22 protein-coding genes and 1 pseudogene are annotated in these 23,999 nt (G+C 44.5%); all 23 read left to right on the forward strand.

Annotated elements, in window-relative coordinates; translation table 11 throughout:
• Positions 1–8 precede the first annotated feature (8 nt).
• The 23 genes and pseudogenes from ymfI to ACNFN4_RS16185 all read left to right on the forward strand — a co-directional run bounded on the left by ymfI (position 9) and on the right by ACNFN4_RS16185 (position 23,997).
• Positions 9–737 (forward strand): elongation factor P 5-aminopentanone reductase, encoded by a 729-nt coding sequence (gene ymfI, locus ACNFN4_RS16075; protein ID WP_014417800.1) that lies wholly within the window; start codon positions 9–11, stop codon positions 735–737.
• A gap of 75 nt (positions 738–812) precedes the next feature.
• On the forward strand, positions 813–1,070 hold the full coding sequence (locus ACNFN4_RS16080; RefSeq protein ID WP_003154150.1) for a DUF3243 domain-containing protein: 258 nt from the start codon (positions 813–815) through the stop codon (positions 1,068–1,070).
• 127 nt (positions 1,071–1,197) lie between these two features.
• Positions 1,198–1,989, forward strand: coding sequence for a DUF3388 domain-containing protein (locus ACNFN4_RS16085; RefSeq protein WP_003154149.1), 792 nt, complete (start codon positions 1,198–1,200; stop codon positions 1,987–1,989).
• 18 nt (positions 1,990–2,007) lie between these two features.
• On the forward strand, positions 2,008–2,907 hold the full coding sequence (locus tag ACNFN4_RS16090) for a helix-turn-helix domain-containing protein (protein ID WP_003154148.1): 900 nt from the start codon (positions 2,008–2,010) through the stop codon (positions 2,905–2,907).
• Between the two features lie 73 nt (positions 2,908–2,980).
• Positions 2,981–3,562: a CDP-diacylglycerol--glycerol-3-phosphate 3-phosphatidyltransferase gene (pgsA, locus tag ACNFN4_RS16095; protein ID WP_007409821.1), complete on the forward strand. Its 582-nt coding sequence runs from the start codon at positions 2,981–2,983 to the stop codon at positions 3,560–3,562.
• Between the two features lie 17 nt (positions 3,563–3,579).
• Positions 3,580–4,830 (forward strand): competence/damage-inducible protein A, encoded by a 1,251-nt coding sequence (locus ACNFN4_RS16100; RefSeq protein WP_448200301.1) that lies wholly within the window; start codon positions 3,580–3,582, stop codon positions 4,828–4,830.
• Between the two features lie 170 nt (positions 4,831–5,000).
• The gene (gene recA, locus ACNFN4_RS16105; protein ID WP_003154145.1) at positions 5,001–6,044 is read left to right on the forward strand and encodes a recombinase RecA; all 1,044 of its coding nucleotides are present in this window, start codon (positions 5,001–5,003) and stop codon (positions 6,042–6,044) included.
• Between the two features lie 167 nt (positions 6,045–6,211).
• Positions 6,212–7,393, forward strand: coding sequence for a serine hydrolase domain-containing protein (locus ACNFN4_RS16110; protein ID WP_071181769.1), 1,182 nt, complete (start codon positions 6,212–6,214; stop codon positions 7,391–7,393).
• A gap of 292 nt (positions 7,394–7,685) precedes the next feature.
• Positions 7,686–9,245 carry a ribonuclease Y gene (gene rny / locus ACNFN4_RS16115; RefSeq protein ID WP_003154140.1) on the forward strand — a complete coding sequence of 520 codons (1,560 nt, stop codon included), beginning with the start codon at positions 7,686–7,688 and terminating at the stop codon, positions 9,243–9,245.
• Between the two features lie 60 nt (positions 9,246–9,305).
• A complete protein-coding gene (locus tag ACNFN4_RS16120; RefSeq protein WP_003154137.1) occupies positions 9,306–10,100 on the forward strand; it encodes a TIGR00282 family metallophosphoesterase in 795 nt (264 codons plus the stop codon).
• A gap of 199 nt (positions 10,101–10,299) precedes the next feature.
• Entirely contained in the window at positions 10,300–10,560 is a 261-nt protein-coding gene (gene spoVS, locus ACNFN4_RS16125; protein ID WP_003154135.1) for a stage V sporulation protein SpoVS, read from the forward strand.
• 257 nt (positions 10,561–10,817) lie between these two features.
• On the forward strand, positions 10,818–11,864 hold the full coding sequence (gene tdh, locus ACNFN4_RS16130; RefSeq protein WP_106067965.1) for an L-threonine 3-dehydrogenase: 1,047 nt from the start codon (positions 10,818–10,820) through the stop codon (positions 11,862–11,864).
• Between the two features lie 12 nt (positions 11,865–11,876).
• Entirely contained in the window at positions 11,877–13,055 is a 1,179-nt protein-coding gene (locus tag ACNFN4_RS16135; RefSeq protein ID WP_029325912.1) for a glycine C-acetyltransferase, read from the forward strand.
• 142 nt (positions 13,056–13,197) lie between these two features.
• Positions 13,198–14,727: a tRNA (N6-isopentenyl adenosine(37)-C2)-methylthiotransferase MiaB gene (gene miaB / locus ACNFN4_RS16140; protein WP_007611533.1), complete on the forward strand. Its 1,530-nt coding sequence runs from the start codon at positions 13,198–13,200 to the stop codon at positions 14,725–14,727.
• Positions 14,728–14,729: 2 nt separating this feature from the next.
• Positions 14,730–15,161, forward strand: coding sequence for a RicAFT regulatory complex protein RicA family protein (locus tag ACNFN4_RS16145; protein ID WP_326157089.1), 432 nt, complete (start codon positions 14,730–14,732; stop codon positions 15,159–15,161).
• 252 nt (positions 15,162–15,413) lie between these two features.
• Entirely contained in the window at positions 15,414–15,959 is a 546-nt protein-coding gene (gene cotE, locus ACNFN4_RS16150) for an outer spore coat protein CotE (RefSeq protein ID WP_003154111.1), read from the forward strand.
• Positions 15,960–16,077: 118 nt separating this feature from the next.
• Positions 16,078–18,663 carry a DNA mismatch repair protein MutS gene (gene mutS / locus ACNFN4_RS16155; protein ID WP_448200302.1) on the forward strand — a complete coding sequence of 862 codons (2,586 nt, stop codon included), beginning with the start codon at positions 16,078–16,080 and terminating at the stop codon, positions 18,661–18,663.
• A gap of 15 nt (positions 18,664–18,678) precedes the next feature.
• The gene (mutL, locus tag ACNFN4_RS16160; RefSeq protein ID WP_095060075.1) at positions 18,679–20,553 is read left to right on the forward strand and encodes a DNA mismatch repair endonuclease MutL; all 1,875 of its coding nucleotides are present in this window, start codon (positions 18,679–18,681) and stop codon (positions 20,551–20,553) included.
• Positions 20,554–20,626: 73 nt separating this feature from the next.
• Positions 20,627–20,913, forward strand: a pseudogene (locus tag ACNFN4_RS16165) (tyrosine-type recombinase/integrase); the annotation flags it as partial.
• A gap of 228 nt (positions 20,914–21,141) precedes the next feature.
• Positions 21,142–21,579: a hypothetical protein gene (locus tag ACNFN4_RS16170; RefSeq protein WP_448200303.1), complete on the forward strand. Its 438-nt coding sequence runs from the start codon at positions 21,142–21,144 to the stop codon at positions 21,577–21,579.
• 458 nt (positions 21,580–22,037) lie between these two features.
• The gene (locus tag ACNFN4_RS16175) at positions 22,038–22,220 is read left to right on the forward strand and encodes a hypothetical protein (RefSeq protein ID WP_061862208.1); all 183 of its coding nucleotides are present in this window, start codon (positions 22,038–22,040) and stop codon (positions 22,218–22,220) included.
• Positions 22,221–22,389: 169 nt separating this feature from the next.
• Positions 22,390–22,734, forward strand: a complete 345-nt coding sequence (locus ACNFN4_RS16180; RefSeq protein ID WP_053284986.1) for a hypothetical protein — start codon at positions 22,390–22,392, stop codon at positions 22,732–22,734.
• A gap of 312 nt (positions 22,735–23,046) precedes the next feature.
• On the forward strand, positions 23,047–23,997 hold the full coding sequence (locus tag ACNFN4_RS16185) for a hypothetical protein (protein ID WP_061862209.1): 951 nt from the start codon (positions 23,047–23,049) through the stop codon (positions 23,995–23,997).
• The last annotated feature ends 2 nt before the right edge of the window (positions 23,998–23,999 follow it).

Consider the following 23,999-nt stretch of genomic DNA (forward strand, 5'->3'; position numbering starts at 1 on the left):
ATTGATTGATGAAACAGACAGCGCTCGTAACCGGAGCAAGCGGCGGAATCGGACAAAGTATAAGTGAAGTCCTCGCAAAAAACGGATATGACGTCCTTTTGCATTATCATTCTAATAAGGAAGCCGCACACAGGCTTGCGGAAAGGCTGAGCGCATCATTCGGCGTAAAAGCCTCCGTTATTCAGGCGGATCTGTCCTCACCGGATGGCGCGGAGACACTCAGCCGTTCCGTTAAGCAGCCTGTGGACGCTCTGATATTAAACAGCGGCAAAAGTCATTTCGGCCTGATTACGGACGTTACGGATGACATGGCGCGGGAGATGGTGCAGCTGCATGTGACGAGTCCGTTTCTTTTGGCGCGTAATCTGGTGCCCGGCATGATCCGGGAAAAAAGCGGGGGCATCGTCGCGATCGGTTCCGTCTGGGGAGAAACAGGCGCATCGTGCGAGGTATTATACAGCATGGTCAAGGGAGCGCAGCATTCGTTCGTCAAAGCGCTTGCCAAAGAGCTTGCTCCGAGCGGCGTCCGCGTGAATGCAGTCTCGCCGGGTGCCGTTGATACAAATATGCTTGATCAGTTCACGTCTGATGAAAAAGAAGCGTTGGCAGAGGAAATTCCCGCGGGCCGGCTGGCAAAGCCGGAGGAAATCGCCGAAGCGGCGGCCTTTTTATTATCGGACAAGGCTTCCTATATTACGGGGCATATATTATCCGTAAACGGCGGCTGGCACTGCTGAAAAAAATGTGTGTATAGTTTGCATCTGCACGGACAAAATAATTTTGTAACAACAGATGAAATGGAGGAACCCAACATGTCAGTATTAGAAAACTGGGATAATTGGAAGAATTTCCTTGGCGACAGATTGAACTATGCGCAGGAAAAAGGGATGAGTGATGAAACGATCACTGACCTCGCTACAGAAATCGGCGGTTACCTTGCGAACGAAGTCGACTCGAAAAACCATCAGGAAAAAGTGCTTGCTGATCTTTGGAGCGTTGCTTCTGAAGATGAACAGCGCGCCATCGCAAATATGATGGTGAAGCTTGTTGAAAATAACAGCACTCATTAAGAGGGGGGATTTCTCCTCTCTTTTTTTATGTTTTCCTCTATAGAGCAACATTCTTCTTTCTAATTAGAGAAAAATGTTTTATGATAAAGGAAGGTAAAAATTTGCCACAATGGAGGGGGTATATCATTTGGCAAAGCTCGAATGGTATTTTGAATATGAAATTCAAGTGAACCGCCCCGGCCTGCTCGGGGATATTTCATCTCTTCTCGGGATGCTGTCAATTAATATTGTCACAATTAACGGTGTCGACCTTTCCAGAAGGGGAATGCTGCTCAGATGCCGGCATATAGATCAAATTAAACGATTGGAATCAATTTTAAAAACAATGGAGACCATTAAAGTAACGAAGCTGAGAGAACCGAGGCTTCGCGACCGTCTCGCAGTCCGCCACGGAAGATACATTCAGCGTGATGCCGATGACAAAAAAACCTTCCGTTTTGAAAGGGACGAGCTCGGTCTTCTGGTTGACTTTATGGCTGAGCTGTTTAAAAAAGAAGGGCACAAACTGATCGGAATCCGGGGAATGCCGAGGGTCGGAAAAACAGAGTCCATCGTTGCGTCAAGCGTTTGTGCCAGCAAAAGATGGCTTTTCGTATCATCAACGCTGCTAAAACAAACGATCCGGAGCCAGCTGGTTGCCGATGAATACAGCACGGAAAACGTGTTTATCCTCGACGGCATCGTTTCGACAAGACGGGGATCTGAGCGCCATCTTCAGCTCGTCAGTGAAATTATGCGGCTTCCGGCGACAAAGGTCGTGGAGCACCCCGATATTTTTGTTCAAAATTCGGAGTATACGCTCGATGATTTCGATTATATTATCGAACTCAGAAATGATCCTGACGAAGTCATTACATATGAACATGCAGAAGAACCGCAAATGTTTGATCAGACCGGTTTTTCAAGCTTTGATTTTTAATATTGGAAGGTGTTTGTTGTGACAGAATTAGCAATCCGGCTTAAAGAAGCCAGAGAGGAAAAAGGGATGTCATTGGATGAACTCCAGGCGGCGACGAAAATTCAGAAAAGATACTTAACCGCTCTGGAAGAAGGCAATTATGACGTCATTCCCGGCAATTTTTATGTGCGGGCGTTTATCAAGCAATACGCTGAAGCTGTCGGGCTTGATTCAGATCAGTTATTTGAAGAATACAAAAAAGACATCCCTAACACGTACCATGACGATGTGTCGGAAAAAATCTCCGGTCTTGCCATGCAAAGGGAGCTTCCTAAGTCCGCTTCAAAGGCGGCGGAATGGCTTCCGACCGTCCTTGTCGTCATCGGTGTCATTATCGTCATCGCGATCATTTATGCGATTATTCAGTTCGGAATGAGTAAATCCGGGCAGACAGACGGAGACAAAGCCGTCACCCAAAGTGAGAGCAAGTATGAGATTCCTAAGGATTCTGCGCTGAAAAACGACGGCAATACAAATGACGAAGCGCAATCTGACAGCAAGAAAGATAAAAAGGACACAAAAGCATCAGAGCAGAAAAAGAAAGAAAAAAGCAGTGAAAAGACGGAGATCAAAGCGGCCGGAACGGAAGGCTCAGCTTCTTCATACAACGTCTCCGGGGCAGATAAGTATAAGCTTGAACTGATTGCTTCTGACAGCGCATGGATCCGCGTCCGTGATGACAGCGGCGGTTCTTTAAAAGAAGGAACGCTGCAAAAGGGCGAAACCTTTAAAAAAGACGTCACGGATCAAAAGCAGATTGAAATCCGCACGGGCTATGCCCCTAACCTGAAAATTAAAATCAACGGAGAGGTTCTGTCCTATGAACTCAATCCGCATGATGTGATGGCGCAGACCATCACAATCAAGATGAAAAAATAAAAGGGGAAAAGTCATCTGAACGATTAAGATGACTTTTTCTTCACGTCCGAGTACATATTATTGGAGGGGCTTTATGTTTAACTTACCGAATAAAATCACACTGGCAAGAATCGCTTTAATTCCTGTATTTATGATTATCATGCTTGTTCCTTTTCAGTGGGGCAGCGTTCATATAGGGGATGAATCGATTCCGGTAGCGCATCTTACGGGAGCTGTTTTATTCATTATCGCATCAACGACTGACTGGGTGGATGGCTACTACGCCAGAAAACTGAACCTCGTGACAAACTTCGGGAAATTTTTAGATCCGCTGGCTGACAAACTGCTGGTATCCGCGGCATTAATTACGCTTGTGCAGTTTGACCTTGCGCCGGCGTGGATGGTCATCATCATCATCAGCCGCGAATTTGCCGTAACGGGATTAAGACTTGTGCTGGCGGGAACGGGGGAAGTTGTAGCCGCCAATATGCTGGGGAAAATTAAAACATGGGCTCAGATCATCGCTGTTGCCGCGCTTTTGCTGCATAATCTTCCGTTTGAGCTCGTTTCTTTCCCGTTCGGCGATATCGCTTTATGGGTGGCTGTGCTCTTCACAGTCATTTCCGGCTGGGATTATTTTGCGAAGAACTGGGATGCGTTAAAAACATCTAACTAAGAAAGAAGGACTTAAAGATGGAAATAGCAAAAAAAGCAGAGATCATTGCAGTCGGCTCGGAGCTTCTGCTCGGCCAGATCGCCAATACGAACGCGCAGTTTATCAGTAAAGAGCTGGCGGAAATCGGTGTAAACGTGTTTTATCATACCGCTGTCGGTGACAATCCGGAGCGGCTTAAGCAAGTCATCCGCATTGCCGAAGAGCGCTCAGACCTGATTATTTTTTCAGGCGGCCTCGGGCCGACCAAGGACGATTTAACGAAAGAAACCATTGCAAACACACTGGGGCGCCCGCTCGTTCTGAATGACGAAGCATTCCGGTCGATCGAAGAATATTTCGTGAAAACAAAACGGACCATGTCGCCGAATAACCGCAAACAGGCGCTCGTCATTGAGGGCTCAGACGTTTTGGCGAATCATTTCGGCATGGCGCCGGGAATGCTTGCAGAGCACGGCTCAAGGCTTTATATGCTGCTTCCCGGGCCGCCGAGCGAGCTGCGTCCGATGTTTGAAAATGAAGCGAAGCCGCTGCTTCTTAAAAAGCTCGGTTCTAATGAGAAAATCGTTTCAACCGTGCTGCGGTTTTTCGGAATCGGTGAATCCCAGCTTGAAGCTGATTTAGAAGATATCATTGATGCGCAGACGAACCCGACGATTGCGCCGCTTGCTGCTGACGGAGAGGTCACGCTGCGTTTAACGGCGAAACATGCTGACGAAAAAGAAACAGAACAGCTTTTAAAAGAAACGGAAGCCGCCATTTTAGAACGTGTCGGTGAATTTTTCTACGGATATGATGATACGTCTCTGGTGAAGGAGCTTTCAAAAGCATGCAGACAAAACAAAATCACGATTTCTTCTGCCGAAAGCTTTACAGGCGGCCTGTTTTCAGAGTGGGTGACTGATTTAAGCGGTGCGTCTCAACTATTTGCAGGGGGCGTTGTCTGTTATTCCGACAGCGTGAAACAGCATGTGCTCGGCGTGAAAGCTGAGACGCTCGCAGAAAGCGGAGCGGTCAGCAAAGAGTGTGCGAAAGAGCTTGCAGCCGGTGTGAGAAAGCTGACCGGAAGCGATATCGGCATCAGCTTTACCGGGGTTGCGGGTCCCGACCCGCAGGAAGGGCATGCTCCCGGCCGCGTCTTTATCGGCATTTCGGCGGAAGGAAAAGAAGAGGTGCACGAATTTAACTTTGCCGGCTCAAGAACCGGAATCAGAAAGCGCGCCGCTAAATACGGCTGCCATCTCATTTTGAAAATGCTGGATCAAAAATAAAGTTTTAAAGAGCCGCTTTCTCTGATTTTTAAGTTTTATAAGGGAAATTATGCTCTTTTGCAGAAAAGCGAACGCGGAAAAAATCCGAATATGCGTTCGCTTTTTTCTTGGCAAATGCCAGTAAACAAGGTATAGTATATGTAGTGGCAAGATAAAGGAGGAAAAAATAAATGAGTGATCGTCAGGCAGCCTTAGATATGGCTCTTAAGCAAATAGAAAAACAATTCGGCAAAGGTTCCATCATGAAGCTCGGAGAAAAAACGGATACAAGAATTTCAACGGTGCCAAGCGGTTCCCTTGCACTTGATACCGCTCTCGGAATAGGCGGATACCCGCGCGGACGGATTATTGAAGTATACGGACCTGAAAGCTCAGGTAAAACGACTGTAGCGCTTCACGCAATCGCTGAGGTTCAGGAAAAAGGCGGACAGGCAGCATTTATTGATGCTGAGCATGCTCTTGATCCTGTTTACGCGCAAAAGCTCGGTGTCAATATCGAAGAGCTTCTGCTTTCTCAGCCGGATACGGGAGAGCAGGCGCTAGAGATTGCTGAAGCGCTGGTGCGAAGCGGAGCTGTTGATATCGTAGTCGTTGACTCTGTTGCGGCGCTTGTTCCAAAAGCTGAAATTGAAGGTGACATGGGTGATTCACACGTCGGTTTACAGGCGCGTCTCATGTCTCAGGCGCTCCGTAAGCTTTCCGGCGCCATCAATAAATCTAAAACAATCGCAATCTTTATTAACCAGATTCGTGAAAAAGTCGGCGTTATGTTCGGAAATCCGGAGACGACACCGGGGGGCCGCGCGCTGAAATTCTATTCTTCCGTGCGCCTTGAAGTGCGCCGCGCCGAGCAATTAAAGCAGGGCAACGACGTCATGGGGAATAAAACGAGAATTAAAGTCGTAAAAAACAAAGTCGCTCCTCCGTTCCGTACGGCTGAAGTGGACATTATGTACGGTGAAGGAATCTCCAAAGAAGGGGAAATCATCGACCTTGGAACTGAACTGGATATCGTGCAAAAAAGCGGTTCGTGGTATTCTTATGAAGAAGAACGCCTCGGACAGGGCCGTGAAAACGCCAAGCAGTTCTTAAAAGAAAATAAAGACATCATGCTGATGATTCAGGAGCAAATCCGTGAATATTACGGTTTGGACAATAACGGTGTAACGGACAAAGCGGAAGAAGTTCAGGAAGAGATGGAATTAGAAGAATAAAAACACGATCAAAAGAGCGGAATAAGCAATTTCCGCTCTTTTTTTTGTGTGTTTCAAAAAACACTGGCTGTTTCGGAAAATTTTATCTGGAATGTTACAACTTTTTTCACCCTTCACTCGTCTAACATCATGGCGAAAGTTGAAATTATATCTGAGGAGGAAAAAAGATGACGAGCCCCCGCCGCACAAGAATAAATAAAAAAAGAAAGAAGAAGCTGATGAAAACGGGAGGGCTGTTTCTTTTTCTGCTGCTTGTCACTGTTTTTATTATGATCTGGACCGTCACAGCGCATCACCGGGAGAAGGAATCCGTTAAAAGCGCTCCCGCCGCTCAATCTGATACTTCAAAAGACCAGACTCAACAGAAAAAAGAAAAGACGCAAAAAGAGAAAACACCTAAATCAATCGATCACAATAAACAGATCAGCAATTACTTGCAACAGATCGGGTTCAGCGGCACAGCAATGATCGTAAAAGATGGAAAGGTTGTGCTGAAAAAAGGCTTTGGCTATGCGGACCGAAAACAAAAAATTAAAAACAATCCGGAGACATCATATTATATCGGTTCTTCACAAAAAGCGTTAATCGCGACGGCTGTCCTGCAGCTTGAAGAAAAAGGGCTGCTGCAGACGAGTGACCCCGTCAGTACATACTTGCCGAATTTTCCCAACGGCACGCGCATTACACTGAAAAACCTGCTCAATCATACGTCCGGCATAAACGGGCATATTGAGGGGCAGGGACCGATTTCTCCAATTGATTTAATCAAGGATATAGAATACCGCGGAATTAAACGGCAGCCCGGGGTTTGGGATTACAGGGATTCCAACTATTCAGTGCTTGCTTATATCGTATCTCAGGTCAGCGGGGAGTCTTATGAACAATATATAAAAGAACACGTGTTCAAACCGGCCGGAATGAAGCATGCCGGATTTTACAAAACATTTGCCAAAGCCAAATATCCTGCCGTCGGCTACAAAGTCGATGAGAGCGGCAGTCTTGTAACGCCGCACCTTTTGGACTTATCGCAGCTGTACGGGGCAGGCGACATGTATATGAGCGCTGAAGATCTCTATAAATTTGATAAAGCGATCGTAAACAACACGCTCCTTTCAAAAGCAAGCTTCACAAAAATGTTTACAGCAGGAAGCAGTGCCGCTTACGGCATGGGGTTTTACATTGATCCGGGAAGCTATTCCAATCACGGTGTTATGCCCGGTTACAACATTTTGAACAGCTTCAGCCATTCGGCAAGCAAATATGTCATATTACTGTCAAATATTCAGAATAACGCCAAATTAGGACAGGTAAACAATAGAATTTACCAATTGCTTAACCAGGCGGACTGACAGAGCCGTCATTCACGAAAAGCGGATCTAGGTATGGTATGATATATACATGGCGAAGATTCCGAGCTGAAGGCGAATCGTTAAGCTGGCAAGCTTGACAAGTATTTCCGACACAATTACAATGAAGTTGTAACATTTGTTTTTTTAACATGATTGTTAAACCATTTAAACTTGACAAGGGCATGAGAGACTCATTCCCTGTGAAGGTTCTGTATGTTGAGAAAATCAAACAATGTACATGCCGGCACTTATTTAAGCAAAAACCAAGTTCATAGCAAGAGGAGGTGAAAGTATGACCCCAATGACGGTTCTCATCTCCATTTTGCTGACTCTGCTCGGTTTAGTTGTTGGCTACTATGTTCGTAAAACCATTGCCGAAGCAAAGATTGCGGGCGCACGCGGTGCTGCCGAGCAAATCCTTGAAGATGCAAAGCGTGATGCTGAAGCACTGAAAAAAGAAGCTCTGCTTGAAGCAAAGGACGAAATCCATACACTTCGAATAGATGCTGAACAGGAAGTTCGTGAAAGACGAAATGAGCTTCAAAAACAAGAAAACCGTTTACTTCAAAAAGAAGAAAATCTTGACCGTAAACATGAAGGAATTGATAAACGGGAAGCGATGTTGGAGAAGAAAGATCATTCTCTGAATGAACGACAACAACATATTGAAGAGATGGAAAGCAAAGTGGATGAGATGATTCGTATGCAGCAGTCAGAACTCGAACGCATTTCGAGCCTGACACGGGATGAAGCGAAACAAATCATTCTTGACCGGGTTGAAAATGAGCTTTCACATGACATCGCCATCATGACAAAAGAAACCGAAAACCGTGCGAAAGAAGAGGCAGATAAAAAGGCGAAAAACATTCTGTCGCTTGCTTTGCAGCGCTGTGCAGCAGATCATGTTGCCGAAACGACGGTATCGGTCGTCAATCTTCCGAATGATGAGATGAAAGGACGTATCATCGGCCGTGAAGGGCGTAACATTCGTACGCTTGAAACGCTTACAGGTATTGACCTGATTATTGATGACACACCTGAAGCAGTCATTCTTTCCGGATTTGATCCGATCAGACGGGAGACGGCAAGAATCGCTCTTGATAAACTCGTTCAGGATGGCCGTATTCACCCGGCGCGCATTGAAGAAATGGTTGAAAAATCCCGCCGTGAGGTTGATGACTATATCCGGGAAATGGGTGAGCAGACGACGTTTGAAGTTGGCGTTCACGGACTCCACCCGGATCTGATCAAGATCCTCGGCCGGTTGAAATTCCGTACAAGCTACGGGCAGAACGTACTGAAACATTCTATGGAAGTTGCGTTTTTAGCCGGTTTAATGGCTTCCGAGCTTGGAGAAGATGCAAAGCTTGCCAAGCGGGCCGGTCTTCTGCATGACATCGGAAAAGCAATTGACCATGAAGTGGAAGGAAGCCACGTGGAAATCGGAGTGGAGCTTGCGACCAAATATAAAGAGCATCCAGTCGTCATTAACAGTATTGCGTCACACCACGGAGACGAAGAGCCGACTTCCATTATCGCCGTTCTGGTCGCTGCCGCTGATGCACTGTCAGCCGCAAGACCGGGCGCGAGAAGTGAAACGCTCGAAAACTATATCCGCAGACTTGAAAAGCTTGAAGAAATCTCCGAGTCTTACGAAGGTGTTGAAAAATCATTTGCGATTCAGGCCGGCCGTGAAGTTCGCATCATGGTGAAGCCGGACTCCATTAATGATTTAGAAGCCCATCGTTTGGCACGTGATATCCGTAAACGAATTGAGGACGAGCTTGATTATCCGGGCCACATTAAAGTGACCGTAATCAGAGAAACTCGAGCCGTAGAGTATGCAAAATAAAGTGATGCTTAGCGCATCACTTTATTTTTTTGAGTCCCTGAAAAGGAAGGAATGGAATGTATGAGAATTTTATTTATCGGAGATGTTGTCGGTTCCCCAGGCCGCGACATGGTAAAAGAATATGTCCCGAAACTGAAAGCGAAACATAAACCGCATTTTACAATTATTAACGGAGAAAATGCAGCACACGGAAAAGGACTGACAGAAAAGATCTACCACAGCCTGATGGAAGCGGGAGCCGACGCCATTACAATGGGAAACCATACGTGGGATAAAAGAGAGATCTTCGACTTTATTGATGATGTGCCGCATCTTGTCCGGCCGGCGAATTTCCCGGAAGGTACGCCGGGCAAAGGCATTACTTATATTAAATCGAACGGAAAAGAGCTTGCCGTCATTAATTTACAGGGGCGGACGTTTCTTCCGCCGCTTGATGATCCGTTTGCTAAAGCGGATGAATTAATAGAAGAAGCGAAAAAGCGCACGCCGTACATTTTTATTGATTTTCACGCCGAAGCGACAAGCGAAAAAATTGCGATCGGCTGGTACACAGACGGAAGAGCCTCTGCCGTGGTAGGCACCCATACACACGTGCAAACGGCAGATAACCGCATTTTGCCGAAAGGAACGGCATATATTACTGATGTAGGCATGACGGGTCCGTACGACGGAATTCTCGGTATGGACAGAGAAACGGTCATCAAGCGGTTTAAAACCAATCTTCCCGTCCGGTTTACGGTGGCGGAAGGTAAAACTACGCTGAGCGGAGTGCTCATTGACATCGACGATCAAACGAAAAAGGCCGTAAATATCGAACGGATATTAATCAATGATGACCATATGTTCTTTGAATAGGTGATCATGTGTTTATTTTATAAAAATATTAAAAGGAAAAGCAGGAATATAGCAACTTCTTAGTGAATATAGTAGAAATGGAAGGTAGCCCGCTATTTTTGAAAAGCATTGTGGGGATGGCTTTTTGGATAGCAACATCTAATAATGATTGTTCTAATGAACACTCACTTATCCATTGTAAAACTAAGGGGGAGCAGAAATGGAAATCTTAAAAGTTTCAGCAAAATCAAGTCCAAATTCAGTAGCAGGCGCGCTTGCCGGTGTATTGAGGGAACGCGGAGCCGCCGAAATTCAAGCAATTGGGGCGGGTGCCTTAAACCAGGCTGTTAAAGCGGTTGCGATTGCCAGAGGCTTTGTCGCGCCAAGCGGCGTAGATTTGATTTGTATTCCGGCTTTTACAGATATACAGATTGACGGAGAAGAAAGAACGGCGATTAAGTTAATCGTCGAACCCCGTTAAAAACAAAAACATGACATTCTCAACCTGCTTGCGTAAGGCGAGCGGGTTGTTTTTATTGTTGTCATATTTTCTCACAATATTATATTGATAGTACGAAGAGATGATAAATGGCTTTATTCATATAATATTCAAAAAAAATCCCGCCCATTTTTCCGGACGGAAGCAGTTGTTTTCTTGGAGTGGACACTGGTATTTACCTCCTTTTTATCTCATGTTACAATCCAGTTATTACAGTGTTTTTTCGAGGAGGAGTGTACATGTTGGGAGGAAAGATGAAAGCTATCGTCAAAAATGAAAACGCTTTCGGAGCAACTCTGAAAGAAATTCCCATACCTTCCATTAATGAGAATGAAGTTCTCATTAAAGTACAGGCCGCATCTATATGCGGTACAGATGTGCATATTTATAATTGGGATCAATGGGCGCAGAAACGAATCAAAACACCTCAAGTATTCGGACATGAATTCAGCGGTATCGTAGCGGAAACGGGCAAACACGTCACAAATGTCAAAATAGGTGACTACGTTTCGGCTGAAACCCACTTCGTCTGCGGTACTTGTGTCCCTTGTTTAACAGGAAAACATCATGTGTGCACCCATACAAAGATCCTCGGCGTAGATACAGCCGGTTCCTTCGCTGAATATGTCAAAGTGCCGGCTCGAAATGTTTGGAAAAATCCCGCTGATATGGACCCCGCCGTCGCTTCTGTTCAAGAGCCGCTTGGCAACGCGGTGCATACGGTGCTGGAAAACAGCCAGCTTGCGGGCGGTTCCGCTGCAATTATCGGTTGCGGACCGATCGGACTGATGGCGGTGGCGGTGGCTAAAGCGGCCGGTGCGTCCCGTATTGCGGCCATTGATAAAAATGATTACAGGCTGGCTCTTGCGAAGAAATTGGGAGCCACGATCACCATTCCAGCTGACGAGGAAGATCCGCTTGAGGTGATCGACACCTTAACAGGCGGAGAAGGAATCGACCTTGTCTGTGAAATGTCCGGCCACCCGACAGCCATAACACAAGGATTAAAGATGGCGGCCAACGGGGGAAGGTTCCACATGCTGAGTCTGCCGGAACGTCCGGTGACGGTTGACCTGACAAATGACGTGGTGTTTAAAGGACTTACCGTCCAAGGCATCACAGGCAGAAAAATGTTTGAAACATGGCGGCAGGTATCGCACCTGCTTGAATCCGGCCTTGTTGATCTGACGCCGGTGATCACGCATCAGTTTCCGCTTGAAGACTTTGAAAAAGGGTTTGACCTGATGAGAAAGGGCCAGTGCGGCAAAGTCATTTTGATTCCATAAGGGGAGGGTTCTATAATGAAAGAATTTGAATTTCTAAAAGCCGAGCTTGATAAAATGAAAGAAAATAAAACGTGGCAGCAAATGAAACAAATTGAAACGAAGCAGGGTCCGTCGGTGGAAGTCAAAGGGGAAAACGTGATACAGCTTTCATCGAACAATTATCTCGGTTTGACGTCGCATCCAAGGCTTGTCGAAGCGGCCAAACGCGCCGCGGAAGAATTCGGAGCGGGTACGGGGTCCGTCCGGACAATCGCCGGAACATTCACAATGCACAATGAGCTGGAGAAGAAATTGGCAAACTTTAAAAAAACAGAAGCGGCACTTGTTTTTCAATCGGGGTTCACAACGAATCAGGGCGTCCTATCAAGCATTCTTACAAAAGAGGATATCGTGATCTCTGACGAACTGAACCATGCTTCCATCATTGACGGGATCAGGCTCACAAAAGCAGATAAAAAGGTGTACCGCCATGTTGATATGGACGATTTGGAAAGGGTGCTGAAAAAATCGATGAATTACCGCATGCGCCTGATCGTCACCGACGGCGTATTCTCAATGGACGGCAACATCGCTCCTTTGCCTGACATCGTCAAACTTGCAGAGGCGTACGATGCCTTTGTGATGGTCGACGACGCGCATGCTTCCGGCGTACTCGGAAAAAACGGAAGGGGAACGGTTAATCACTTCGGGCTTGACGGAAGAGTCCACATACAGGTGGGCACATTAAGCAAAGCCATCGGAGTGCTTGGCGGTTACGCCGCAGGATCGCAGGTTCTGATCGATTACCTGCGCCATAAAGGGCGCCCTTTCTTATTCAGCACTTCTCATCCGCCTGCGGTAACGGCCGCATGCATAGAGGCCATTGACGTCCTGCTGGAAGAGCCTGAGCATATGGAAAAGCTATGGGAGAACACGGCGTATTTCAAAGACAAACTGGTTCAAATGGGGCTGACCCTCACAAAAAGCGAAACACCGATCGTGCCGATATTAATAGGGGAGGAAGAAAAAGCCCAGGCATTATCAGACCTTTTATTGACCCGCGGCGTGTTTGCACAAAGCATCGTGTATCCGACGGTCGCCCAAGGAAAAGCGAGAATCCGCACCATTATTACGGCGGAGCATACAAAAGAGGAGCTTGACCGGGCACTGGAAGTAATCCGTTCAGCCGCAAAAGAGCTTCAGCTTGTGTAAGGGGGAAATGATTCCCTCTTTTTTATTTCTTATTGATTCTTATTCTCAATAAGGTGTACAATAATAGGCTGGCGGTTGTGCCAAACGCTTTTAACCAGTATACTTGAGGGTGGAAGTTTCGGTTGAAAGGAGACATTCGAACATGAATGAAAAGCAAAAGCAGGAAAGCGGACAAGTGAATCCGGCGGACAAAAAATCCGAAAAGGATTACAGCAAGTATTTTGAAGCCGTTTATATTCCGCCTTCTTTAAAAGATGCGAAAAAACGGGGCAAAGAATCCGTTCAATATCATAACGATTTTAAAATCTCAGAAGAATTTAAAGGCCTCGGTGAAGGCAGGAAATTTTATATCCGCACGTACGGATGCCAAATGAACGAGCATGATACGGAAGTCATGGCGGGTATTTTTATGGCGCTCGGTTATGAAGCGACAAATTCGGTTGATGACGCGAACGTCATTTTATTAAACACTTGCGCTATCCGGGAAAACGCTGAAAACAAAGTGTTCGGCGAGCTCGGCCATTTAAAGGCGCTCAAAAAAAATAACCCGGACTTGATTCTCGGTGTCTGCGGCTGCATGTCACAGGAAGAATCAGTCGTAAACCGCATCCTTAAGAAGCACCCGTTTGTCGATATGATTTTCGGCACGCACAACATTCACCGTCTGCCGGAACTTTTATCAGAGGCATATTTATCAAAAGAGATGGTCATTGAAGTGTGGTCGAAGGAAGGGGATGTCATTGAGAACCTTCCGAAAGTCCGCAACGGAAAAATTAAAGGCTGGGTCAACATTATGTACGGCTGTGACAAGTTCTGCACATACTGCATCGTACCGTATACCCGCGGAAAAGAACGAAGCCGCCGTCCTGAGGAAATTATCCAGGAAGTCAGAAGACTTGCAAGCGAAGGCTATAAAGAAATCACGCTGCTCGGTCAAAACGTGAATGCGTACGGAAAAGATTTTGAGGATATCACGTACGGTCTCGGTGATTTAATGGACGAACTGCGTAAAATTGATATTCCGAGAATCCGATTCACGACGAGTCATCCGCGTGACTTTGATGATCATCTGATCGAAGTGCTCGCCAAAGGCGGCAACCTTCTTGACCATATCCATCTTCCGGTTCAATCAGGAAGCTCAGCGATGTTAAAAATGATGGCGCGCAAATATGACAGAGAACGCTATCTGGAGCTTGTCGGAAAAATTAAAGCGGCGATGCCGAACGCTTCACTGACGACCGATATTATTGTCGGTTTCCCGAATGAAACCGATGAACAATTTGAAGAAACGCTTTCGTTATATCGCGAAGTGGAATTTGACAGCGCATATACGTTTATTTACTCTCCGCGTGAAGGCACGCCGGCAGCGAAGATGAAAGACAATGTTCCGATGAGGGTCAAGAAAGAACGTCTTCAGCGCCTCAATGATTTGGTGAAAGAAATTTCAGCCAAAAAAATGAAGGAATATGAAGGCAGGACTGTCGAAGTATTAGTTGAGGGAGAAAGCAAAAATAACCCTGACATTCTTGCCGGCTATACGGAAAAAAGCAAGCTCGTCAACTTCAAAGGGCCGAAAGACGCCATCGGCAAGATTGTACGCGTCAAAATCGAACAGGCGAAAACATGGTCGCTTGACGGTGTGATGGCAGGAGAAGCAATCGAGGTGAAATAATAATGACGCTTTACTCTAAGAAAGACATTGTACAGCAGGCTAGGAACCTTGCGAAAATGATTTCTGAAACAGAAGAAGTTGATTTTTTCAAACGCGCTGAGGCGCAGATTAACGAAAATGAAAAAGTCTCTGCGATTATTAATCAGATTAAAACCCTGCAAAAGCAAGCCGTTAACCTGAAGCACTACGAAAAGCGTGAAGCGCTGAAACAAGTGGAAAGTAAAATTGACGCCCTGCAGGAAGAGCTTGAAGGGATTCCGATCATTCAGGAATTCAGAGATTCCCAGATTGAGGTCAATGACCTTCTTCAGCTTGTCGCACATACGATCTCAAATCAGGTGACAAACGAAATCATTACATCTACCGGAGGCAACCTGCTGACGGGAGAAACCGGTTCAAAAGTAAAACATTCGAATAACAGCTGTTCTATTTAAACACGGGGCCTTCTTCGGCCCGTGTTTTTTTGCTGTTTGAGAACTAATTGTAATATGTACTAAATTTTCATCGGGTCACCGTTTTGTCCGATTTTACTGGAAAGTTTTATCATACTTAAAAGTAAAGTTTCTGGGCAGGGCTGCATACAATGAAACAGAAACTTTGTATTTTTATATTTTTATTATAAAAATGCACATGAGACAAATGCCCAGCATAAGATAACACGAAGAAGAACAAGGAGGCCTGCCGGAATGTCTGAATACAGGGAAATTATTACGAAAGCGGTAGTTGCGAAAGGAAGAAAATTCACCCAATGCACCAACACGATCTCACCTGGAGAAAAACCGTCAAGTATATTGGGCGGCTGGATTATCAACCACAAGTACGATGCCGAAAAGATCGGGAAGACTGTAGAAATTGAAGGGTATTATGATATAAACGTCTGGTACTCTTACGCCGATAATACAAAAACGGAAGTTGTAACCGAGAGAGTAAAGTATGTCGATGTGATTAAACTCAGATACAGAGACACAAATTACTTAGATGACGAACACGAAGTCATTGCCAAAGTGCTGCAGCAGCCGAATTGTCTTGAAGTCACCATTTCTCCTAACGGAAATAAAATCGTGGTTCAGGCAGAGAGAGAATTTTTAGCAGAAGTGGTCGGTGAAACGAAAGTCGTCGTCGAAGTCAATCCTGACTGGGAAGAAGACGATGATGATGATTGGGAAGACGATCTTGATGAAGAATTAGAGGACATTAACCCTGAATTTTTAGTCGGAGATCCTGAAGAATAAGTTGAGGCTAGGGGAGTTTAACACCCCAAGTCTCTTTTTTATATATAAAGATATCACTCTTTTGTTTATGTTATAATGGGATTCGGATAAGAGAAGATACATAGTGAGGGATTAAATGATGGCTAGTTACACGCCTATGATACAGCAATACTTGAAGATAAAGGCAGAGCACCAAGATGCCTTTTTATTTTTTCGGCTTGGTGACTTTTATGAAATGTTTTTTGAAGATGCAAAAAAAGCGTCACAAGAGCTTGAAATTACACTGACAAGCAGAGACGGAGGTTCGGCTGATAAAATTCCGATGTGCGGCGTGCCGTATCATTCCGCGGCGGCTTATATTGAACAGCTGATTAAAAAGGGCTATAAAGTGGCGATCTGTGAGCAGACGGAAGATCCGAAGGCGGCTAAAGGCGTTGTAAAAAGAGAAGTCGTCCAGCTGATCACACCGGGAACCGTGATGGATGGAAAAGGCATTCATGAATCGGAAAACAACTTTATCGCTTCCGTTTCCGAATTCCGTGACGGATACGGTCTCGCTTTATCGGACTTAACGACCGGAGAAAACCTGGCCGTATTTATTGAGCGGATTGAAGATGTCATGTCAGAAATTTACTCAGTCGGCGCAAAGGAAATTGTCGTATCAAGCAAGTTTAACGAACATACAGCTGCTCAGCTGAAAGAACGGTGCGGCGCCACGATTTCCATCGAAGACGGGGAAATAACAGAACGCATTGAAATCGCAAAGCACTTGCCGGGCGAAGAGCTGACAGAGACGTTTATGCGTTTATATACGTATTTGCAGAAAACGCAAAAACGGAGCCTGGATCATCTGCAGCCGGTTCAAGTATATGAATTGGAAGAAGCGATGAAAATTGACCTGTATTCAAAACGGAATCTTGAGCTGACGGAAACGATCCGTTCGAAAAGCAAAAAAGGGTCATTGCTTTGGCTTTTAGACGAGACGAAAACAGCGATGGGCGGCCGGCTTCTCAAACAATGGATTGACCGCCCGCTGATCAGGGCATCCCAAATCGAAGAACGCCAGGAAATGGTCGAGACGCTGGTCAATCATCTGTTTGAGCGTGAAGATCTGCGAGAGCGCCTGAAGGAAGTATACGATTTAGAACGTCTAGCGGGCCGGGTCGCATTCGGAAACGTCAACGCAAGGGATTTAATCCAGCTGAAAGAATCTTTAAAACAAGTGCCGAGCATCAAAGAGCTTGTAGGGTCTCTTAACGATAAAAAAGCAAAAGAACGCGCCGGCTTGATTGATCCGTGCGGAGATTTGCTTGACCTGTTAGAAGAAGCCCTTCATGAAAACCCGCCGTTATCGTTAAAAGAAGGCAATTTAATTAAAGACGGCTATCATCAGAAGCTCGATGAGTACCGTGACGCCAGCAAAAACGGTAAAGACTGGATTGCCAGACTGGAGCAGCAGGAACGCGCTTATACGGGCATCCGTTCATTAAAGGTCGGTTTCAATAAAGTGTTCGGCTATTATATTGAAGTCACAAAAGCAAACCTTCATCTGCTTGAAGACGGACGGTATGAGCGGAAGCAGACCCTCACAAACGCCGAACGGTACATTACGCCGGAATTGAAGGAAAAAGAAGCGCTTATTTTAGAAGCGGAAAACAACATCTGCGAGCTGGAATATGAGCTTTTTGCCGGACTGCGTGAAAAGGTGAAACAATTTATTCCGCGCTTGCAGCGTCTTGCCAAACAAATGAGTGAGCTGGACGCACTGCAATGCTTTGCTACGATCAGTGAAAACAGGCATTACACAAAGCCCGTCTTTTCTGATAATGAAGTAAAAGTCATTGAAGGGAGACACCCCGTCGTTGAAAAGGTGATGGACAGTCAAGAATACGTGCCGAACAACTGCCTGATGGGCGATTCGCGGGAAATGCTCCTGATTACGGGTCCGAATATGTCAGGTAAAAGCACGTACATGAGACAGATCGCACTTTTATCGATCATGGCCCAGATCGGCTGTTTTGTGCCCGCAAAAGAAGCGGTTCTGCCGATTTTTGATCAAATCTTCACGAGAATCGGGGCAGCGGATGATTTGATTTCCGGACAAAGCACCTTTATGGTGGAAATGCTGGAAGCGAAAAACGCGATTGTGAACGCCACAAAAGACAGCCTGATCCTGTTTGATGAAATCGGCCGCGGGACATCAACGTACGACGGAATGGCGCTGGCACAGGCGATTATTGAATATGTCCATGATCATATCGGCGCTAAAACACTGTTCAGCACGCATTATCATGAGCTGACGGTGCTTGAAGATAAGCTTCCTCAGCTGAAAAACGTTCATGTGCGCGCAGAGGAATATAACGGAACGGTCGTATTTCTCCATCAAATCAAAGAAGGAGCCGCAGATAAAAGTTACGGCATTCATGTCGCCCAGCTTGCCGAGCTCCCGGACGATCTGATCAGCCGCGCGCAGGAGATCTTAAAACAGCTTGAGCAGTCAGGAGATAAACCGGAGCTTCCGGCGGTATCTGAGAAAAAGTCCGCCGTCAGAGAAGAACCGGCACAGCTGTCCTTTTTTGCTGACGGTGAAAAAGAACAGAAGGCACCGGCTGTTTCTAATAAAGAAAAACAAGTGCTTGAAGCCTTTAAGTCAATCAATATTCTCGATATGACGCCGCTTGAAGCGATGAACGAAATGTACAAGCTGCAAAAAAAATTAAAATAGAAAGAGGTGACGGACTTGGCAAAAGTCATCCAGCTGTCAGATGAACTTTCAAATAAAATAGCGGCCGGCGAGGTGGTCGAACGGCCTGCCTCAGTCGTTAAAGAATTGGTGGAAAACGCCATCGACGCAAACAGCACAGTCATTGAAATCGACATAGAGGAAGCGGGGCTTTCGTCGATTCGGGTGCTCGATAACGGCGAAGGGATGGAAACCGATGATTGCAAGCGGGCTTTCCGCCGCCACGCGACCAGTAAAATCAAAGATGAAAACGACCTGTTCCGGGTGAGAACACTCGGTTTCCGCGGAGAAGCTTTGCCAAGTATCGCGTCTGTTTCTCATCTGGAAATTAAAACGAGCATCGGCGAGGGAGCGGGCACCCATCTCATTCTTCAGGGCGGGAATATCATTTCTGAACAGAAATCCTCCAGCAGAAAAGGAACGGAGATTATCGTTACCAACCTGTTTTTCAATACACCCGCCAGATTGAAATATATGAAAACCGTGCATACGGAGCTCGGCAATATTACGGATGTTGTCAACCGGATCGCTCTTGCGCATCCGGAAGTATCGATCCGTCTCCGTCATCAGGGGAAAAATCTGCTGCAGACAAACGGTAACGGGGATGTGCGCCATGTGCTGGCCGCAATTTACGGGACGGCGGTTGCGAAAAAAATGATACCGCTCCATGTCAGCTCGCTTGATTTTGAAGTCAAGGGCTACATTGCGCTTCCGGAAATCACGCGTGCATCCAGAAACTACATGTCATCTGTCATTAACGGAAGATACATTAAGAATTTCCCGCTTGTAAAAGCGGTGCATGAGGGCTATCACACACTTCTGCCGATCGGCCGCCATCCGATTACGTTTATCGAAATTACGATGGACCCGATTTTGGTCGATGTCAATGTCCATCCCTCGAAGCTTGAAGTCCGCCTCAGCAAAGAGACGGAGCTGCATGAGCTGATCCGTGACGGGATAAAGAAAGTGTTTCAAAAGCAGCGGCTTATTCCGAGCGCCCAGCTCCCGAAAAAATCAGCGCCGGCACCGGCCAAAAACGAACAGCAATTTATGACATTCGAGGAAAGCGCGCCTGAGCGGAAACTTCCTGAAAAAACGCCGGAGCCGTCTTACTCACCAATGAAGCTGAGTTCGGTTGTAAAAGAGCCTGAGCCGGTAATAATAGAAGAAGAGATTCTCCCGAATGAAGCGGATCACGAAGTGCCGCCGGAGCTCGGCATGCCGGAACCGGAAGCGCCTGTTTCCGATACTCCGGAACCGGAAGCTGTCTCTGAAGAAATACGTGAAGAAAGAGTTCCGGTGATGTATCCGATCGGCCAAATGCACGGGACATATATTTTAGCCCAAAACGAAAACGGCTTGTATATCATTGACCAGCATGCGGCACAAGAACGGATTAAATACGAATATTTCCGGGAAAAAGTCGGGCAGGTCGAGCCTGAAGTACAGGACATGATCGTGCCGCTCACCTTTCATTACGCGGCAAATGAAGCGCTGATCATTGACCAGCATCAGCATGAGCTTGAAAGTGTCGGAGTGTTTTTAGAAGCATTCGGCACGAACAGCTACATCGTCCGCTGCCATCCGGCCTGGTTTCCAAAAGGGGAAGAAGCTGAACTGATTGAAGAAATCATTCAGCAGGTGCTTGACGCCAAACAGATCGATATTAAGAAACTGCGGGAGGAAGCGGCCATTATGATGAGCTGCAAAGGCTCAATCAAAGCGAACCGCCATTTGCGAAACGATGAAATCAAAGCGCTCTTGGACGACCTGCGCCGAACGACAGACCCGTTCACATGCCCGCACGGCCGGCCGATTATAATTCACCACAGTACGTATGAGATGGAGAAGATGTTTAAGCGTGTGATGTAGAAGGGTTCTGTGTGGGATGTGCCCCTCGTGCCCACATTTTGCCCACTGGTTTTTAGCTGTTTAGGTATTCATCAAACGGGTTAATGCTGAATATCTTTTCAAAAGTCGCGAAGGGATCAACAAGCCCATTTCCCGGTCGATGGCTTATAAGATTCTAAGGGCTGCCGCTGAGTATGTCGGTTTGGATGATATAGGCACACACACGCTGAGGAAAACATTCGGATACCATTTTACAGGCAAACAAAAGATGTTGCCATGCTGCAGGAGATTTTTAATCACTCAGACCAGCGGACAACCCTTCGATACATTGGAATTAATCAGGATGCCATGAACAACGCCATGAAGAAATTTAAAATATAAGCAGGCTCATCTCATAAGCAAGATGAGTCTTTTTTTTCTGCATATTTTTATTGATTTTCTTCAAAAAGCAAACGTGGAATTCATTTTAGGGATATTGTTTGAAAACACGGATGGCAAGGGCTGACGGCACTTCGGGCAGTTGCACAGTCTATAACATATGGGTAATTCGTGGATTTTGTGGATAATTTAGTATAATTGTAAAAAAACTAAGTTTGGAGAGATGAATCTATGGAGACATTTCAATTGATTATTTCAATACTGTCCACAATATTTACCGCTGTTGCAGCTACTGCTTCTTTTTATGCAGCAAAAGCAGCAGCAAAAAGTAATAAAATAAATATAGAAGAGATACAAAAACGAGATAAACCTGTATTGGATGTGCCTTCAAAAAAGTTCAAAGGCCCATTAGAAAAAAACTTGTTGGGTCAATGGGAAGGAGGAGTTAAAGACCCCTTGAAAAATGGAGCGGCTAATTACTTTTTAAATCTAAATAATATAGGAAATGCTTATGCAAGAAATGTAGTTATGCATTTTGAATATGAAGGTCTAGATGATTTTATTGCCCTGTATTCGGATGGTGGTTGGACTTATAAAGACGATATACTATCTTTTTATTTAGAAAAGAAAGAAGAGCAAAATTTTCATTTCATCACTTTTCACCAATAGATGAGATTAGTAATAAGATAAGGATACCTATCTTTCCCCAATATGAAAATGTAGGTACAGTTCAACCATCGAAATATAATACAGAATCTACAAAGATCCACATTCCATTGTTCTATTTATTGTTGTTAAATATTAATGAATATGCTTACCGAAAGATCAAGCTTTTTGACTTGTTCTTAGTAATAGAATACACCGATCCATATGATGTGAAATATAAACAAAAGTTTAGCGTGAAACCCTATTTTAATTCAGTGGAAATCAGGGAGAAGGAAATGGAATTTTACGGGAGGGTCTTATGTGAAGAGGTTTCAGCGTGAAACCAATTATTTTGTTTTGGCACAAACATGGCATAATAACGGCACACCATTTTGTTTTAGATAGGGTATTATGGTAATAGGTAATAAACAGGCAGGCGCTTTCCCAATCGGGAGGGCGCTTTTTCTATTGGAGGGATTTCATTGAAGAATTTAGTAATGCGGGACACACATTGCAAGGAAGCGGCTCTGAACAAAATCAAACAAATTCTTGACGCTGGTCAAATATTAGAAGTTAAGTCGACAAAAGAAGAACCCTCTTTAAAGATTGAATACAACAAGCACGACGACATTTGTCACAGCATAAGAGGTTATGATCCAGTTTGATAACTAAATGAATTTTGTACTAAATGTTCATTTCGAGAATTAAGCGCCGCCCAATAAGGGGGGCGCTTTTTATGTTCTCTGCAAACAACTCTAGTGAATCGTTCGACAAATTTTGCAAACAGTTCCTTCATTACGCTCTTTCACCGATAATAAGGTGGGAGGTGATAGAATGACTGATTTAGAGAAAAGATTGAAGTTTATTGAATTCAGACAGGAATTGTTATTTCGGGACGATCCTGTTTCACGTTTGTTTTTTGAATATAAAATAACAGAAGAACAAGTAGATCAAATCTATGATCTTTTTGATGACTACCGAACCCGTATTGAGAATAAGATGGATGTACACCACGGTTCCTTTGAACAAGCTTTGTATGAAATTGTTCCTGAGCAAAATGGCAATTATCACTTTGTTGAATTTTTAGCCAAAGAGCTTTTTGATTCTGGTAGATGGCAAGAAGTATTTGAGAAGTTATACGGTGATATGCTTAAATATCAACAACTATTTAAGAAATAATTAGAGCATCCTACGGGTTGCTTTTTTATGTTCTCTGTAAACTCGTCCGGTAATTCTCAGGATGGACAATCGGCGTGAATCAGCTTGAGTACGGGGGTAGTTTAGAAAGAATATACCAATTGCTTTCCTAACTTGTACCATGTAGATAAAATTCTTTATTAATTAATTGCATTGCCTATTTAAGTTCTCTTAATGAAGTCTTGACCAAGAACGTTTGTTCGCTTATTATTAATGATGAGTAAATAGTAGCAGGAATTCCCCTATTTTTGTTGAATTCTATGAGTTGGAAATATAAAAAGGGGGAAATATTCATTGTTAGAAGACAAACAATCTTATATTGCAAATTTCAATTGTACTTTTGGAAAAGAAAATCAACCTATGTTGGATTACTTTTTTGAAATTATACTACCGGCTTTTTTAAAAGAAGAAGATCAAAAAAAAGGAAGTGAAAAAAAGGATGCTGACTTCTTTTTCCGCGATGTTAAACTGACTAATGTAAAAGGTGAATTTGTCCTTGCTGGTTTAATTGTTAGAAGTACTACTTTAAAAGTGAAGTCGAGAATCATCAATGGTGAATTAGTAAGGACAAATGAAGTATATCCTTCGGATCCTTACTCTTATTTCTTAATAAATTTAAAAAACCATCGCATGGTTTTAGTTAAAAATCAAAAAGGAAGTCCAACTTTAAAGAATTTTTCAGTAACAGCTAGGGATAAAATTAAAACCTTCATTAGGGAAGAGAATAAAGTTAGGGAAGAAAGATTACCTAATGTTAATTTGAATGTGGTAGCTATCCCTTTTAAAGGAGCAATCGAGGAAGAGTTAAAGAAAGTAAAAAAAATCAAGAATGTAACCTTAAGATTTTACCCTTTAAATGGTGATATCATTGACAATGAAACAGTCGATTATTTAACCGAGTCTTTAGAAAAACTAGGTTCAAAAACAGGGAATATAACATACAATACACCAGATAATAAAGATAATGTGGTATCGATTATTAAAGACACAAAGGGTTTAATGAAACCTACAATAAGAGTAAAATTTAATAATGGAACTTCAGGGACTTTAAAGGATGATTCATTTACAGAGGTAATGAATATACCTTTAGATGAAGAAGAAACTTTCAATCAGAATATTGATGAGATTACTGGTAAAGTTATAAATAAAACGGAATTTAATGAAACTAGTGAAGAAAATAGGTCAATATACGATAGAATGTATACAAAACTTGAAAATGCATACAATAAATTATTTAAAAAATAGCT

This window comes from Bacillus sp. N1(2025), assembly GCF_053470005.1.

What these genes read in the sequence shown, in the direction of transcription:
- recA (WP_003154145.1), top strand. Translation starts at nt 5,001, where the DNA reads ATGAGTGATCGTCAGGCAGCCTTAGATATGGCTCTTAAGCAAATAGAA.
- ACNFN4_RS16110 (WP_071181769.1), top strand. Translation starts at nt 6,212, where the DNA reads ATGACGAGCCCCCGCCGCACAAGAATAAATAAAAAAAGAAAGAAGAAG.
- cotE (WP_003154111.1), top strand. Translation starts at nt 15,414, where the DNA reads ATGTCTGAATACAGGGAAATTATTACGAAAGCGGTAGTTGCGAAAGGA.
- ACNFN4_RS16145 (WP_326157089.1), top strand. Translation starts at nt 14,730, where the DNA reads ATGACGCTTTACTCTAAGAAAGACATTGTACAGCAGGCTAGGAACCTT.
- pgsA (WP_007409821.1), top strand. Translation starts at nt 2,981, where the DNA reads ATGTTTAACTTACCGAATAAAATCACACTGGCAAGAATCGCTTTAATT.
- ACNFN4_RS16170 (WP_448200303.1), top strand. Translation starts at nt 21,142, where the DNA reads ATGGAGACATTTCAATTGATTATTTCAATACTGTCCACAATATTTACC.
- miaB (WP_007611533.1), top strand. Translation starts at nt 13,198, where the DNA reads ATGAATGAAAAGCAAAAGCAGGAAAGCGGACAAGTGAATCCGGCGGAC.
- mutS (WP_448200302.1), top strand. Translation starts at nt 16,078, where the DNA reads ATGGCTAGTTACACGCCTATGATACAGCAATACTTGAAGATAAAGGCA.
- spoVS (WP_003154135.1), top strand. Translation starts at nt 10,300, where the DNA reads ATGGAAATCTTAAAAGTTTCAGCAAAATCAAGTCCAAATTCAGTAGCA.
- ACNFN4_RS16100 (WP_448200301.1), top strand. Translation starts at nt 3,580, where the DNA reads ATGGAAATAGCAAAAAAAGCAGAGATCATTGCAGTCGGCTCGGAGCTT.
- tdh (WP_106067965.1), top strand. Translation starts at nt 10,818, where the DNA reads ATGTTGGGAGGAAAGATGAAAGCTATCGTCAAAAATGAAAACGCTTTC.
- ACNFN4_RS16080 (WP_003154150.1), top strand. Translation starts at nt 813, where the DNA reads ATGTCAGTATTAGAAAACTGGGATAATTGGAAGAATTTCCTTGGCGAC.
- ACNFN4_RS16120 (WP_003154137.1), top strand. Translation starts at nt 9,306, where the DNA reads ATGAGAATTTTATTTATCGGAGATGTTGTCGGTTCCCCAGGCCGCGAC.
- ACNFN4_RS16180 (WP_053284986.1), top strand. Translation starts at nt 22,390, where the DNA reads ATGACTGATTTAGAGAAAAGATTGAAGTTTATTGAATTCAGACAGGAA.
- rny (WP_003154140.1), top strand. Translation starts at nt 7,686, where the DNA reads ATGACCCCAATGACGGTTCTCATCTCCATTTTGCTGACTCTGCTCGGT.
- ymfI (WP_014417800.1), top strand. Translation starts at nt 9, where the DNA reads ATGAAACAGACAGCGCTCGTAACCGGAGCAAGCGGCGGAATCGGACAA.